Genomic DNA, 13,149 nt, shown 5'->3' with positions numbered 1-13,149 from the left:
GCGACCAGCCTAGGCGCGATGATCCTCGCCCGTCGCGGCGGCCTCCACCTCGGCCTCGTACCCGCGCTGCGGCACCATCGCGTCCGCCTCGTAGCCGCGCTGCGGCACCGCCGCCTCGGCCTCGTACCCGCGCTGCGGCACTGCCGCCTCGGCCTCGAAGCCGGGCTGCGCCCCCTCGAAGCCGGGCTGGAGCGCGGCCTGCGGCGTCTCGAAGCCGGGCTGCGGCCCGGTCTGAGCCGCCTCGAAGCCGGGCTGCGGCGCCTCGGCCTCGACGCTGCGGCGGGGGCCCGGCACCACCGGCTCGGCGGCCGGGGCGGGGGGCTCGGCGGCGTGCCGCGGCTCCTCCGCCTCCGGGACCTCCAGTTCGCCGTTCACCTGCGGCTGGTCCATCCACAGCGCGCGCAGCTGGCCCTGCATGAAGGCGGCGAGGCGGGCCCGGTACTCCCGGTCGAAGCGCTCCAGCGCCTCGATCTGCTCCTGCAGGTCCTCCCGCTTGGCGCTGAGGCTGCCGACCACGTCGTCGAAGCGGCGCTGCGCCTGCAACCGCAGCTCCTCGGCGTTGGCGCGGGCGTCCACCACGATCGATTCGGCCCGCGCCTGCGCCTGCGCGACGATCTGCTCGGCGTTGCGCTGCGCCTCCTCGACCCGGGTCCGGGCCTCCACCGCGCCGTGTTCCGCGGTGGCGCGGGCCTCGGCCAGCACGTGGTCGGCCTCGCGCCGCACGGTGTGGGCGTGGTGCTCGGCCTCCCGCGCGATCTGCTCGGCGGCCGCCAGGGCATCCGTACGGATCTTGTCGGCCTGGCGGTGCGCCGTGGCGACGTGCTCCTCGGCGGTGCGCTGGGCCAGGGTGAGCACCTGCAACGCCTGATTCGGGTGCCCGGCGGTGGGGGTCATCAGGACGTGCTCCGAGGTCACTCCGTCGGGGGACGTCCCGAGGATCACCTTCATCCGGTTGTCAGTCATGCGGACCTCCATCGGTATGTGGTCGCCCGCGGCTGCACGCGCCGGACGCGGGTCGGATCCGGACGCACCGCGGACTCCGCGCACGGGCCCGGGCCGGGCGTCCGGCCATGATCCGCGCGGGAGCCTACCAAGCTGAACAGGCAGGTCGCGATAGCCGAACGGCCTGCTCCGGGGTGGTCGAACGCGACCGATCCGGTCCACGCCCCCGGCGGGCCGGGGCACCGGCACGGCCGGACCGGGGTCCTACGCCGCGGTCCCGGCGATGACGAAACGCCCGCGGCCGAGGCCCTTCGCGCGGTACATCGCGGCGTCCGCCGCGCGCAGCAACGCCGCGGGCCGCCACCCGGCGTCGCTCTGGCCGGTGCCCGCGCCCGCGATGCCGATGCTCGTCCCGACCGAGTGGAACGCGCCCTCGTGCGGCACCGGCGCGGCCACGTCGCGCAGGATGCGCTCGGCGATCGGTACGGCCGCTCCCTCTTCGAGGCCGGGCAGCACGACGACGAACTCGTCGCCGCCGAGCCGGGCGACCGTGTCACCGTCGCGGACGGCGGCGCGCAGCCGCTGCGACACCGCGCGCAGGATGGCGTCCCCGGCGGCGTGGCCTGCCGCGTCGTTGATCGCCTTGAAGCCGTCCAGGTCGAGGTAGAGGACCGTGGTGACCGGCGGCGCCCCGTCCAGGGCGTGACTGAGCGCGGCCCGGTTGGCCAGCCCGGTGAGCGGATCGTGCAACGCCTGGAAGCTCAGCTGCCGTTCGGCGCGCTCCAGGGAGCGCAGCGCGCTGGCGAACCGGATGAAGACGAACACCAGCGTGATGACGGTGGCCGTGAACAGCGCGATCCGCTCCGCCGGTACGTAGCCCTGGCGGGTGAAGGTGATCGTCGGCGCGGTGAGCAGGCCGACACCGAGGAACCAGATGCGCGCCGGGTGCAGCGTGCGCGTGCCCGGCGCGGGCTGGGTCAGCTCGGCGCTGCCCGGATGCAGCGCGGACGCGATCAGCAGGCCGTTGCTGAGCAGGATGATCCCGGTCGGCACCATGATCGCGACGGTGTCGGACGGGATGTAGGTGGTGCCGAGGTCGGCGGCGATGCGCACCACGGCCGAGGCCAGCAGGAGCCGGGTCGCGGTCCCCCGGACTCCGGGCGAGAGGACGAGCAGCAGCACCCCGCCGGTCACGATGACGTCGCCGAGCGGTCCCATGATCACCAGGTACGCGTAGACCGGCTCGGCCACGAGGTCCGCCAGGTACGGCGAGATGAACGCGACCCAGATCGCGATCCCGACCGCGGTGGTCAGGGTCAGCATGTCCAGGACGGCGGGACGCAACCACCGCCCCGCCCGGCTGCGGGCCATGATGATCAGAGCCGCGCCGTACGCGACGTACCCGAGGGTCCAGAGCACCGACTCCGCCGCACCGGGTTCCGCCCGCCCGAGCAGCCGGGCGATCGGGTACGCGGCGTTGCCGGCCAGCCAGCACAGCTGCCCGGCGGCGATCCACAGCCAGGGTCGCCGGTCCGAGCGCCGCCGCGGGCGCAGCGCGCACACCAGCCCGGTCACGCAGATGCCCGCGTGCGCGATGAGGTAGAGGGGGTCGCCCAGCGGCCCGCCCGCGGTCACGCCGGCGGCCACCGCGGCGACCACGGTCGCGGCGATGAACAGGTGCACCGGCTGAACCTTCACGGCCGCTGTGATCGGCGAGGGAACACCGGAGTTTCGCCTTGTGCCGATTTCGTGGCCCGCCTCCGGTCTCGTTCCCGAGCGCCGGGGCGGCGACGCGACCTCTACCGTGGGGCTCATGATGACGGACCTCGCACAGCGCATCGCCGACCGGCTCCACGAGACGCTCGACCAGCGCGTCGGCGCGGAGATCAACGTCGGGCACGCCGAGCGTGGCCTCGCGGCGGGCGGCCCGGACTTCCCGATCATCGCGCTGACCGTGGAGGAGGTGGCCCGGATCGCGGCCCGCGTCGTGCGGGAGACCGCGGACGCTGCGGCCACCCCGTCCGACACCGCGACCGCACCGGAGGCCGGGCCCGGCCCGGACGTACGGTGACCGGGGATCCCGCCCTGGTCGACCGCGGCGGGCGGCGCTATCCCCTCGGCGAGCCGCGCTGGCACGGCGACGACGGCACACCGCTGGCCGTCACCGCCCTCGGCGGCCTCACCCGCGACGACGTCGACACGACAGTACGGTCGCAGTGGCGCTACGCCGCCGCACTGCCCCTGCCCATCCGGCGCCCGGTGACCCTCGGCGAGGGAATGACGCCGCTGCTCCCGCTGCGGGTCGACGGGCTGGAGTTGATGGTCAAGCCCGAGTGGTTCAACCCGACCGCGAGCTTCAAGGACCGCGGCACCACCGTGATGATCTCGCTGCTGGCCCAGCAGGGGGTGGCCGAGGTACTGGAGGACAGCAGCGGCAACGGCGGCTCGTCGGTCGCCGCGTACGCGGCCGCCGCGGGCATCCGGGCCACCATCCTCGCGCCCGCCGGCACGTCCCCCGCCAAGATCCAGCAGAGCCGGTTCCACGGCGCGGCGGTCGAGCTGGTGCCCGGCACCCGGCAGGCGACCGCCGACGAGGCGGTACGCCGTTCCGCGACCACCTTCTACGCCAGCCACAACTGGCACCCCTTCTTCCTGCAGGGCACGAAGCTGCTGGCGTACGAGATCTGGGAGGACCTGGGTTTCTCCGCGCCCGACGCGGTCGTGCTGCCCGCCGGTGCGGGGAGCCTGGTGCTCGGCTGCCACCTGGGCTTCGGTGAGCTGCTGGCCGCTGGCGCGATCCACGCCCGGCCGCGGCTGCTGGTCGCGCAGCCGCGCAACTGTGCCCCGCTGGTCGCGGCGTTCGCGGCCGGGGCGGCGGAGGTCGCCCCCGGTCAGTGGAGCGCGACCGTGGCCGAGGGCACCGCGATCGCCCGGCCGGTGCGGGACCGGGAGGTCCTGGAGGCCGTACGGGTCAGCGGCGGGGACATGGCGGCGGTCACGGAGACCGACATCGGCCCCGCCACCGCCGAGCTGGCCCACCGCGGCCTGTACGCGGAGCCGACCAGCGCGATCGTGCTCCCGGCGATCCGCGAGTTCCGGCGCCGCGGTGCGCTGCGCCCCGGCGAGACGGTCGTGGCGGTGCTGAGCGGCTCGGCCCTGAAGGCCTCCGACGCGGTCGCGAGGGTGCTGGCCGCCGGGGACGCTGCGCCCGCGTGAAACCGCATCGCCGCGCGCTCAACTGACCCGTCGAGGGACGGCGTGTCGGCGGCACGATGACGGACCGTCCATGTAGGTTCACGCACGGTCGGGCTGGACGCAGTCCGGCTCAGCTCCGGACACACAGTCCCCCATCCGGACGCTCCCCCACATCACTGCGCCGACAGCCCGTACCCACTGCGCCTTCGTGCCGGTCGGGCGATGCTTGGCGTCCCCCGAAAGGACCACAGTGTCAACTGTTCGATCAGTACCGCGTTGGGCCCTGGCGGCCGGCGCGGCCGTGGCCACCGTACTGGCCCCGGCCACCCCGGCCCTGGCCGCGGACGGCGTGACGCCGGCGACGTACACGGCGTCGCTGAAGCCCGGCGAGCACACCACGATCACCAAGACCGTGACCACGCCGCAGATCCTGCCCAAGCCCGACGTCTACTTCCTGGCCGACACCACCGGCAGCATGGACCCGGCGCTGACCGACGTGCAGTTCAACGCGGGCGCCATCCTGGCGCTGGTCAACGGCGGCGCCGCCGACGCCCGCTTCGGCGCCGGCCAGTACCGTGACTTCCCCAGCTCCAGCTTCGGGTACCACAACGACGCCGCCATCCCGGCCGCCGACGACCACGGCGCCGCCGCGAACGGTGCCATCAACGCCTGGTCCGCTGCCGAGGGCGGGGACGCCCCGGAAGCGAACCTGTTCGCGCTGCACAAGCTGGTGACCCAGGCCGGGTTCCGGCCCGGCTCCAGCCGGATCGTGGTCTGGTTCGGCGACGCACCCGGACACGATCCGGTGTGTTCGGCGATCTCCGGTGAGCCGGGCGACGTCACCGAGGCGTCGGTGACGGCGGAGCTGAAGGCCGCCGGGATCCGGGTGATCGCGGTGTCCAGCAACACCGGCACCCCGGACGGTCTCGACGGCGACCCGGGCCTGTCCACCGAGTACGGCGTGTGCGGGGCCCCGGGCGGCACGCCCGGTCAGGCGACCCGGATCGCCAACGCCACCGGCGGTCTGGTGTTCACCGACGTCAACCCGGGCGACGTGTCGACGGCCATCCTCGCCGGTCTGACCGGTCTGGACGTGACGGTCAAGCCGGTCGCCACCTGCGACGCCGGTCTGAGCGCCACGTTCGACGCCGCGCAGAAGACGGTGCCCAGCGGAAACGCGGCGACCTTCACCGAGACGCTGACCGTGGATTCCGGTGTGAGCAGCGCCGCCGACCTCAAGTGCGACGTGGACTTCCAGCTCAACGGCGTGTCCGGCGGACCGTCCTTCATCGAGAAGAACACCGTCAAGCCGATCATCAACAAGGCGCCGGTGTGCACCACGGTGAAGCCCGGCAAGGACGAGCTGTGGCCGCCGAACCACAAGTTCGTCACCGTCGCGCTGGCCGGCGCCACCGACCCGGACGGCGACCCGACCAGCATCACGATCACCGGGGTGACCCAGGACGAGGCGCTGAACGGCACCGGCGACGGTGACACCGGACCCGACGCCGCGTGGGTCAACGCGACAGTCAAGGACAAGGTCCAGCTGCGTGCCGAACGCGCCGGCACCGGCGACGGCCGGGTGTACCGGATCGCCTACACCGTCAGCGACGGCAAGGGCGGCACCTGCACCGGTACCGCGACCGTCGGCGTGCCGCACGACCAGGGTCACGGCCCGGCCGTGGACACCGCCTCGGTCGTGGTGAACTCGTTCGGCTGATCCCCACCCCGATGCCGGGCACCGGTGACCACCACCGGTGCCCGGCACGGCTGTCAGTCGGCGACCATGATCACGATCTTGCCGCGGGCCCGGCGGGCCGCCAGCAGGCCGAAGCCCTCCAGGGCGGCGTCGAGCGGGAGCACGGTGCCCACCTCGGCCGTCAGCGTCCCGGCGGCGACCTGCTCCGCCAGCGCGGCGATCACCTCCCGGACCGGTGCGGCCACGATGTGCGTGCCGGTCAGACCGGCGGCCGCCAGTGCCCGCTCGTCCGGGGCGCCGGTGGCGCTGGCCACGTGGCCACCCCAGCGCACGGCGGGCAGCGGGGCGCCGCCCGCGGTGAAGGCGGCCAGTTCGATGAGGGCGTCGACACCGTCCGGGTGGACGGCGCGGACCTGCGCGGCCACGTCGCCGGAGGTGTAGTCGACGACCGTGGCGGCGCCGAGCCGGGTGAGCCGGCCGGCGTCGGGAGCGGTACCGGTGGCCACGACGGTCACGCCGCGCGCGGCCAGCAGCTGCACCGCGTACGATCCGACGCCGCCACCGGCGCCGTCGACCAGCACCACCTGGCCGGGTTTCGGGTCGATCGCGTCGACGGCGGTGAGCGCCGCGGTGCCGGCCAGCGGGATCGCCGCGGCCGTGACGAAGTCGAGGCCCAGCGGCTTGGCGGTGACCGCCGCGGCGGGCAGCACCGCGTACTCGGCGATGGTCCCCGCCCGCACGGGCGGGGCGAGCAGGACGTGGCCGATCACGGCGTCGCCCGGCTCGACGTGCGTGACGTCGGCGCCCACCGCGGCGACGACCCCGGCCGCGTCACGGCCGAGGACCAGCGGGTACTCGTGGGGCAGCAGATCGGCGACGAGTCCGGCGACGATGGCGCTGTCGAGGCCGTTGAGGCTGGCGGCCTTGACCTGGACGAGCACCTGGCCGGCGCCGGCCTGCGGGGTCGGCAGTTCACCCAGCACCGGCGCCTGGCCGGCGGCCGGGACGTGCAATGCGCGCATGGCTTCCTCCCGGTGGGACTCGGTGGAGACACGAACCCCTCCACGTCACCACGTCCGCCCCCGGACGGGAAGACCTCCGCACGGTCGGGGAGGGCAACCCCGGACCAGGTTCGCCCTCGCGGTCCTCGACCGCGCCGGGCAGGCGCTGATCGGCTCGGCCGAGCTGAGCATCACCAGCGCGGCGCACCGGCAGGGCAGCACCGGGTACGTCCTGGCCCGTCCCTGGTGGGGGCAGGGGCTGGCCACCGAGGCCGCGGAAGCGATGCTGGGTCTCGGCTTCGACCGGCTCGGCCTGCACAAGATCTCCGCCACCTGCGATCCCGGCAACCTGGCGTCCGGCCGCGTCCTGACGAAGATCGGGATGCGGCGCGAGGGACACCTCCACGATCATCTGTACGTCCGGGGCAGCTGGCGCGACCGCCTGTTGTTCGCGGCGATCACCCGGCGGTGACCCGCGCGCCGCAGATGATCAGTTCCCGTGCGGGAACTCGCGGATGACGACGGCGGCGTTGAATCCCCAGCGGCCGCGGGCGAGCACGAGGGTGGTGTCCACCGGCGCCCGGCGCGGCTCGCCCAGCACGACGTCGACGCCGTACGCGGACGGCACGCAGCGGGTGCCGAAGGTCGCCGGGATCACCGCCTCCTGAATGCACATCAGGGCCGCGACGACGTCGAGCATTCCGCCCCCGGACAGCAGCCGCCCGGTCAGCGCCTTGGGCGCGGTGACCGGTACCCCACGGGTGCCGAAGACCTCCCGCAACGCCCGCGCCTCGGCGAGATCCAGCTGCGGGACCCCGGCCGCGTCGGCGAAGACGACGTCCACGTCGGCGGGGGCGATCCCGGCGTCGGCGAGGGCGGCCTCGATGGCGCGGCGCAGCCCCGGCGGACGGCCGCTGTCCGGCGGCGGATCGAACGTGGCCGCGTAACCGGCGATCTCGCCGTACACCCGGGCCTGGCGGGCGAGCGCGGCGGCGGGGTCCTCCACCACGCAGACGGCACCGCCCTCCCCCGGCAGGTACCCGGCGGCCCCCACGTCGAACGGCCGGTACGCGGTGGCCGGGTCCGGGTCGACGCTGACCAACCCGCTGGCCAGGTGCGAGGCCCATCCCCACGGGTCGAACGCCGAGTCGACACCGCCGCACAGCATCAGCGGCACACCCGTACGGATGGTGCGCCGGGCCTGCCCCAGCGCGTCCAGGCCGCCCGCCTGTTCGGCGACCAGCGCGGTCGACGGTCCGCGCATGCCGTGCCGGATCGAGACCTGGCCGGTGTTCAGGGCGTAGAACCAGGCGAGGGACTCGTACACGCCGGCGTGCTCCGGGCCCGGCCGCCACGACTTCCGGAACTCCCGGTGGGTGGGCGCTGAATGGCGGGAGGCGTTGGCCGTCACGATGCCCATGTCGTGGTCGGAGCGGGCGGTGGGGTCGACGTCGGCGTCCTCCAGGGCGCCCCGCGCGGCGATCAGGGCCAGCCGGGTCGACACGTCGGTCCGCCGCGGGAACCCGCCGGGCAGGTGTGCCGCCGCGTCCACGTCCCGGACGAGCCCGGCCAGCCGGGCGGGACACCCGGCGGTGTCGAACCGGTCCAGCTCGCGGATCCCGCTGCGCCCCGACAGCGTCGCGTCCCAGTACTCGTCCGCCCCGAATCCGTTCGGCGCGACGACGCCGATCCCCGTGATGACGCTCATGTGCGCCGCCTCCGTGCCTTCCGACAGTTCCGATCGCTGGGCCCGACGCTATTGGCGGACGCTCGACCACGACTCAATCCGTGGTGCAGCGCCGAGGCCCGCGGCAGAGCCTGAGCTGCCGGGATGCCACCCCAGCGGGTGTCCACCGGTCGTCGAGAGTCCGGTGGACACCCGGCACCGCTGCTGTCCCCCGTGGACGCAGCGGTGCGAGGGGTGATCAGGTGCTGGCGAGGATGTCCCGCTGCAGTTGCTGCGCCTCGACGGACGGCTGGAGCCCCAGATCCCTGTCGAGCACTCCGCGCAGCTGCTGATAGGCGGTCAGGGCCTCACCACGGCGCCCGGACCGGTGCAGGGCCTGCATGAGCCGGATGTGGAACGACTCGTGCAGCCGGTGCACCGACACCAGACGGCGCAGCTCGCCGACCAGTTCGCCGTGCCGGTTGTCGGCCAGGTCGGCCTCGATGCGCGCGGAGATGGCCTCCAGGCGCTGCTCCTCCAGATACACCGAGAGGCTCTGCAGGTCCGGTCCCACGGTGACGTCCGCGAGGACGGGACCGCGCCACAACTCCAGCGACTCGCGGAGCAGCTGCGCCGCCTGCGCGGGCCGGCCGAGCCGCAACGCGGTCCTGCCGCGCGCCATCAGCGTCTGGAACTGGAAGATGTCGACCCGCTCGCGCGGCACCCTCAGCAGGTATCCGCCGGGGCGCGTGGCCAGCAGGGTAGACCCGTTCGAGGAACGCGACCGGTCCCCGAACAGCTTGCGCAGCTGGTAGATGTAGGTCTGCACGATGGTCTTGACCGTGCTGGGCGGGTTCGTGGGCCACAGCTCGTCGATCATCTGATCCACGCCGACCGTGGTGTCGGCGTTGGCCGCGAGCATCGCCAGCATCTGCCGCGGCTTGGCCGCGGTGATCTGCACCAGGCGGCAGCCCAACGTCGTGCTGGAGGCGTGGTTCACCTCAAGCGTCCCCAGAAGACCGATCCGGGTCTGCTCACCTAGCATATGAACCCCCTCTGTTGAGAGCCTTCAGCACACCGGTCGGTGCAGCCGGGCGATCCGACGCCCGGCGCAGGAGGCGTTCCGGCAGGTACCACTATCGCGGCCCGGCCGGACCCGCCACCATTCCTGCGACCCACTCGGGTTTTCCGGCCCGAGCAGGCCGCTGACCTGTGCGAATGCCAAGGTTGAGGGGAGATTTACCCAACCGCCGTGGACGGTTATCCGGCGTCGAGGACCACCTTGCCGACGTGCGCGCCGGACTCCAGATACCGGTACGCCGCTTCCACGTCGTCGAAGCCGAACCGCTTGTCGATCACCGGGCGGAGGCCGGCCAGCGCGATGGCCCGGTTCATCCGTTCGAAGGTCTCCCGGCTGGCGTTGGTGAGGCCCCGCAGGGTGAGCTGTTTGGCGAGCACCATGAGCGGGTCGGCGCCGTTGCCCTGGGTCAGCACACCCACGACGCTGATGTGTCCGCCCATGCGGGCCGCGACGGCGGACTGCCCGAGGGTGCCGCCACCACCGACGTCGACGACATGGTCGACGCCCCCGGCGGTCAGTTCGGCCGCGGCGACACCCCACTCGGGTGTGGTCGCACGGTTGATCACGTCGCTGGCGCCGAGCACCTTGAGCCGCGCCAGCTTCTCGTCCGAACCGGACGTCGCGATGATCCGAGCGCCGCCGAGCGCGGCGAACTGCACAGCGAACGTCGACACGCCGCCGCTGCCGAGCGTGAGCACGCTCTGTCCGGGAGCCAGCCGCCCCTCGTCCACCACGGCCCGCCACGCGGTGACGCCCGCGCTGGTCAGCGTCGCGGCCTCCGCGAAGTCGAGGTGCGCCGGGACGCCCACCAGCGAGTGCTCGCCGAAGACCACGTACTCGGCCAGCACGCCGTCCACCGCACCGCCCAGGTCGTCCGCGGTCTTGTCCGGGGTGCCCGGACCCGAGACCCACCGCGGAAAGTACGTGCCGACGACACGGTCGCCGGGCGACCACCGCGCGACGTCGGCGCCGACCCGGACGACCTCACCCGCGCCGTCGGACAGCACCACCACGTCCGCCTTGACCGCCTTCGGGTACAGACCCTTGGCGATCATGAGGTCGCGGAAGTTGACCGACCAGCCCTTCATCCGTACGAGCACCTGGCCCGGGCCGGGTTCCGGGATCCCGCGTTCCCGCTGTACCAGGCTGCCACCCGGTTGTGGCAGGCAGAAGTACTTCACTGTTGCCCCATTTCTCGATCGTGGTGATGGTCGTCGCGCGCCGGCCAGTGCGTCCCCGTGGCCAGCTCCGCGTCGATGCGTTCCAGCAGCTCCGGGGTGACCTCGTCGAGCGAGCCGATCAGGTGTCGCACACCGCCCTCGGTCATGAACTGCCGTTGCCGCGCATGTGCGGCGCTGCTGGGAAAGCCGATGAACCCCGCGCCGTGCCGGCGCGCGGCGTCGGCCACGCGGCTGACGTCGTCGATGAAGACGACCTGGTCGAACTCGCAGCCGATGACGTCGCGGACGATCCACTCGACGCCGGGCCGGTGGTCGTTCACGCTCACGTACGGATGGTCCGCATCGAGGAGATCCACGAGGTGCCCCAGGTACGTGTCGAACGTGTGCTTCCGCGTCCGCCCGCCGTAGCAGACGGCACGCAGGCCGAGCCGCCGCAACGACGCCAGGAACTCCGGTACGCCCTCGGCGACCCGGATGGGCCGCTCGCGCAGGTACCGGTCCCGTTCCGCCCAGAGCGCGGCCAGGGTGTCGGAGACCGGTTGGTCGAGCCCGCACAGGTGCGCGACGCGTACGGCGACGACCACGTCGCGCAGGCCGATGATGCTCCGCTCGGCGTGCGCGTCGTAGCGGCCACCGTGTCGGGTGACGAAACGCTCGATGACGGCGAGGTAGGTGTCGTCGACGAGGACGCCGTCGCAGTCGACGGCCACAAAACGGATCTTGCGGAATCCGTCCACTAACGCTGGCCGCGCTCGGTGAAGACCTCCCTCGCCACCGCCATGGCGTTGAGCGCCGCCGGGAATCCGGCGTAGAACGCCACGTGCAGCAGCGTCTCGACCACCTCCTGCCGGGTGCCGCCGACGTTGAGCAGGCCGTGAATGTGCACCCGCAACTGGGGCAGGGCCGCACCGAGCGCCGTGCACGCCGCGATCGTGACGATCTCCCGCTGCCGCAGGTCCAGATGCGGCCGCGGGTAGATCTCGCCGAAGGTGAACTCGATGATGTACCGCGCCAGATCCGGCGCGACGTCCTCCAGCGCCGCCAGCACCTGCTTGCCGGCCTCGCCGTCGACCTGTTCCATGACGGCCAGACCGCGGGCGTACCGGTCGCCGTCGGCCGGTCGTGGCGGACTCTGGTCGTCCTCCTCCTCGATGTCGGCGGTGGCCTCCCGCACCGCCGCGAGTGCGTTGAGCGCGGCCGGGAAGCCGACGTACGAACTCGCCTGGACGATGGCCTCGATGACCTGCCGCCGGGTGCACCCGACGTTCAGAGCGGCTCTCGCGTGGAACTGCAGCTGCCCGGAGGCGTAGCCGAGGGCGGTCAACGCGCCGAGCGTGGCCAGTTGCCGCTCCGGCAGTTCGAGGCCACTTCGGTGGTAGACACCGCCGTAGATGAACGCCACGCATTCCTCGCCGAAGGCGCCCTCGTCCAGACTCTCGAACAGGTCGAGTACCGCGGGACGCTCGCGGTCGCCCATCCGTTGAATGAGCCGCAGTCCCCGATCGAAGTCGGGGCGCGGGTCCGCGGCCGGCACGTCCACCATCGTCAGCTCTCCTCTTTCGTTGTTGGACGGGTATCCGGTCGGACACCCCCCACGTTCACCGGTCGGCGTGCCCGGCGATGTGCGCCCGGGCGGCCCGGGCGGCCCGGTACCGTTCGAGAACGTCCACCCGCTTCCTGTCGACCATGGAGTACTCGATCCCGGCCGTCGCGACCACCTCGCCGTTCTGCCGTACCGAGGTCCTCGCGTGGAAGCGGAGGTTGGTCCCGCGGCTGAGGTCCGCATCGGTGATCTCGGCGAGCACGTCCGCGTCGAGGGCGAACAGGAAGCTCTCGAAGGCCAGATCCATGCGGTGCCACAGTCCCGCGTAGTCGTGGCGCGGCAGCTCCGGCCGGTAACTCGTCTCGAACTGCGCGGTGCAGACCTGCCGCATCGCCTCGATGATCACCATGCCCTGCACGTGCTTCCCACTGTGGTGGTCGAGGACGAGCTCGTTGTCGGCGTGTATCCGCAGGCGGGCCGAGCAGCGTTCCTTGGCGGGGTTGCGGAGGTCCGCCAGCAGGACGTTCTCGGCCCGGCTCTTGTGCACCGTCGCCGCCGGTACCGGCTGCCACAAGCGGCCGGTCGAGGCGGCGAGACGGATCCCGGAGGTACGGTCCGCCGTACAGATCGCCCGCAGCACGTCCAGATCCGGGCCCTCGATCCCCTGGCCGGCGTGGACCACACAACCGGCATCGAATTCCGTGGCCGCGCCCCTGACGACCCGGGCCGTGAAGTCGGAGACGGCGTACACCTGCTCGCCGTCGGCGAACCGTTCGAACCTGTCGGCCACCAGGATGACGTGTCTGGCGTCCCGGTCCCTGGTCGCGCAATCCGGTGACGA

The 13,149-nt window shown here is 72.9% G+C and carries 13 protein-coding genes; 4 read left to right on the top strand and 9 right to left on the bottom strand.

Features of this window, described 5'->3' with window-relative positions:
* Nucleotides 1–9: 9 nt before the first annotated feature.
* The gene (locus tag ACMCNN_RS11530; RefSeq protein WP_412746172.1) at nt 10–963 is read right to left on the bottom strand and encodes a hypothetical protein; all 954 of its coding nucleotides are present in this window, start codon (nt 961–963) and stop codon (nt 10–12) included.
* 243 nt (nt 964–1,206) lie between these two features.
* Nucleotides 1,207–2,640: a diguanylate cyclase domain-containing protein gene (locus tag ACMCNN_RS11525; protein ID WP_412746171.1), complete on the bottom strand. Its 1,434-nt coding sequence runs from the start codon at nt 2,638–2,640 to the stop codon at nt 1,207–1,209.
* Nucleotides 2,641–2,755: 115 nt separating this feature from the next.
* On the opposite strand from ACMCNN_RS11525, the gene ACMCNN_RS11520 reads away from it, so the two are divergent.
* The 3 genes from ACMCNN_RS11520 to ACMCNN_RS11510 all read left to right on the top strand — a co-directional run bounded on the left by ACMCNN_RS11520 (nt 2,756) and on the right by ACMCNN_RS11510 (nt 5,857).
* Complete coding sequence (locus tag ACMCNN_RS11520) at nt 2,756–3,013, top strand: hypothetical protein (protein WP_412746170.1); 258 nt, start codon at nt 2,756–2,758, stop codon at nt 3,011–3,013.
* The gene (locus ACMCNN_RS11515) at nt 3,010–4,158 is read left to right on the top strand and encodes a pyridoxal-phosphate dependent enzyme (RefSeq protein WP_412746169.1); all 1,149 of its coding nucleotides are present in this window, start codon (nt 3,010–3,012) and stop codon (nt 4,156–4,158) included. Before ACMCNN_RS11520 ends, ACMCNN_RS11515 begins: the two co-directional genes overlap by 4 nt.
* 280 nt (nt 4,159–4,438) lie before the next feature.
* Nucleotides 4,439–5,857, top strand: a complete 1,419-nt coding sequence (locus ACMCNN_RS11510; protein WP_412746168.1) for a vWA domain-containing protein — start codon at nt 4,439–4,441, stop codon at nt 5,855–5,857.
* Between the two features lie 53 nt (nt 5,858–5,910).
* On the opposite strand, the gene ACMCNN_RS11505 is transcribed toward ACMCNN_RS11510, so the two are convergent.
* Entirely contained in the window at nt 5,911–6,858 is a 948-nt protein-coding gene (locus ACMCNN_RS11505) for an NADP-dependent oxidoreductase (RefSeq protein ID WP_412746167.1), read from the bottom strand.
* A 22-nt stretch (nt 6,859–6,880) separates the two neighbouring features.
* Here ACMCNN_RS11505 and ACMCNN_RS11500 point away from each other — a divergent pair, with 22 nt between their 5' ends.
* Nucleotides 6,881–7,309 carry a GNAT family N-acetyltransferase gene (locus tag ACMCNN_RS11500; protein ID WP_412746166.1) on the top strand — a complete coding sequence of 143 codons (429 nt, stop codon included), beginning with the start codon at nt 6,881–6,883 and terminating at the stop codon, nt 7,307–7,309.
* 18 nt (nt 7,310–7,327) lie between these two features.
* Here ACMCNN_RS11500 and ACMCNN_RS11495 read toward each other — a convergent pair whose 3' ends face one another.
* From ACMCNN_RS11495 to ACMCNN_RS11470, 6 genes are all read right to left on the bottom strand, one after another.
* Nucleotides 7,328–8,545, bottom strand: coding sequence for a ketosynthase chain-length factor (locus ACMCNN_RS11495; RefSeq protein ID WP_412746165.1), 1,218 nt, complete (start codon nt 8,543–8,545; stop codon nt 7,328–7,330).
* Between the two features lie 217 nt (nt 8,546–8,762).
* Nucleotides 8,763–9,503: an AfsR/SARP family transcriptional regulator gene (locus tag ACMCNN_RS11490; protein WP_412746164.1), complete on the bottom strand. Its 741-nt coding sequence runs from the start codon at nt 9,501–9,503 to the stop codon at nt 8,763–8,765.
* Between the two features lie 260 nt (nt 9,504–9,763).
* Entirely contained in the window at nt 9,764–10,765 is a 1,002-nt protein-coding gene (locus ACMCNN_RS11485) for a zinc-dependent alcohol dehydrogenase family protein (protein WP_412746163.1), read from the bottom strand.
* Entirely contained in the window at nt 10,762–11,475 is a 714-nt protein-coding gene (locus ACMCNN_RS11480) for a hypothetical protein (RefSeq protein ID WP_412746162.1), read from the bottom strand. Before ACMCNN_RS11480 ends, ACMCNN_RS11485 begins: the two co-directional genes overlap by 4 nt.
* Nucleotides 11,476–11,501: 26 nt before the next feature.
* Entirely contained in the window at nt 11,502–12,308 is an 807-nt protein-coding gene (locus ACMCNN_RS11475) for a carboxymuconolactone decarboxylase family protein (RefSeq protein ID WP_412746161.1), read from the bottom strand.
* Between the two features lie 55 nt (nt 12,309–12,363).
* Entirely contained in the window at nt 12,364–13,098 is a 735-nt protein-coding gene (locus tag ACMCNN_RS11470) for an AfsA-related hotdog domain-containing protein (RefSeq protein ID WP_412746160.1), read from the bottom strand.
* Nucleotides 13,099–13,149 lie beyond the last annotated feature (51 nt).

This window comes from Krasilnikovia sp. MM14-A1004, assembly GCF_047159485.1.
GTDB lineage: Bacteria > Actinomycetota > Actinomycetes > Mycobacteriales > Micromonosporaceae > Actinoplanes.
Note: the sequence above shows the minus strand (reverse complement) of the source record. Positions and strands in the feature narration are given on the sequence as shown.

Coding starts and splice junctions, on each gene's coding strand:
- ACMCNN_RS11505 (WP_412746167.1), bottom strand. CDS start 6,858: ATGCGCGCATTGCACGTCCCGGCCGCCGGCCAGGCGCCGGTGCTGGGT.
- ACMCNN_RS11495 (WP_412746165.1), bottom strand. CDS start 8,545: ATGAGCGTCATCACGGGGATCGGCGTCGTCGCGCCGAACGGATTCGGG.
- ACMCNN_RS11475 (WP_412746161.1), bottom strand. CDS start 12,308: ATGGTGGACGTGCCGGCCGCGGACCCGCGCCCCGACTTCGATCGGGGA.
- ACMCNN_RS11530 (WP_412746172.1), bottom strand. CDS start 963: ATGACTGACAACCGGATGAAGGTGATCCTCGGGACGTCCCCCGACGGA.
- ACMCNN_RS11520 (WP_412746170.1), top strand. CDS start 2,756: ATGATGACGGACCTCGCACAGCGCATCGCCGACCGGCTCCACGAGACG.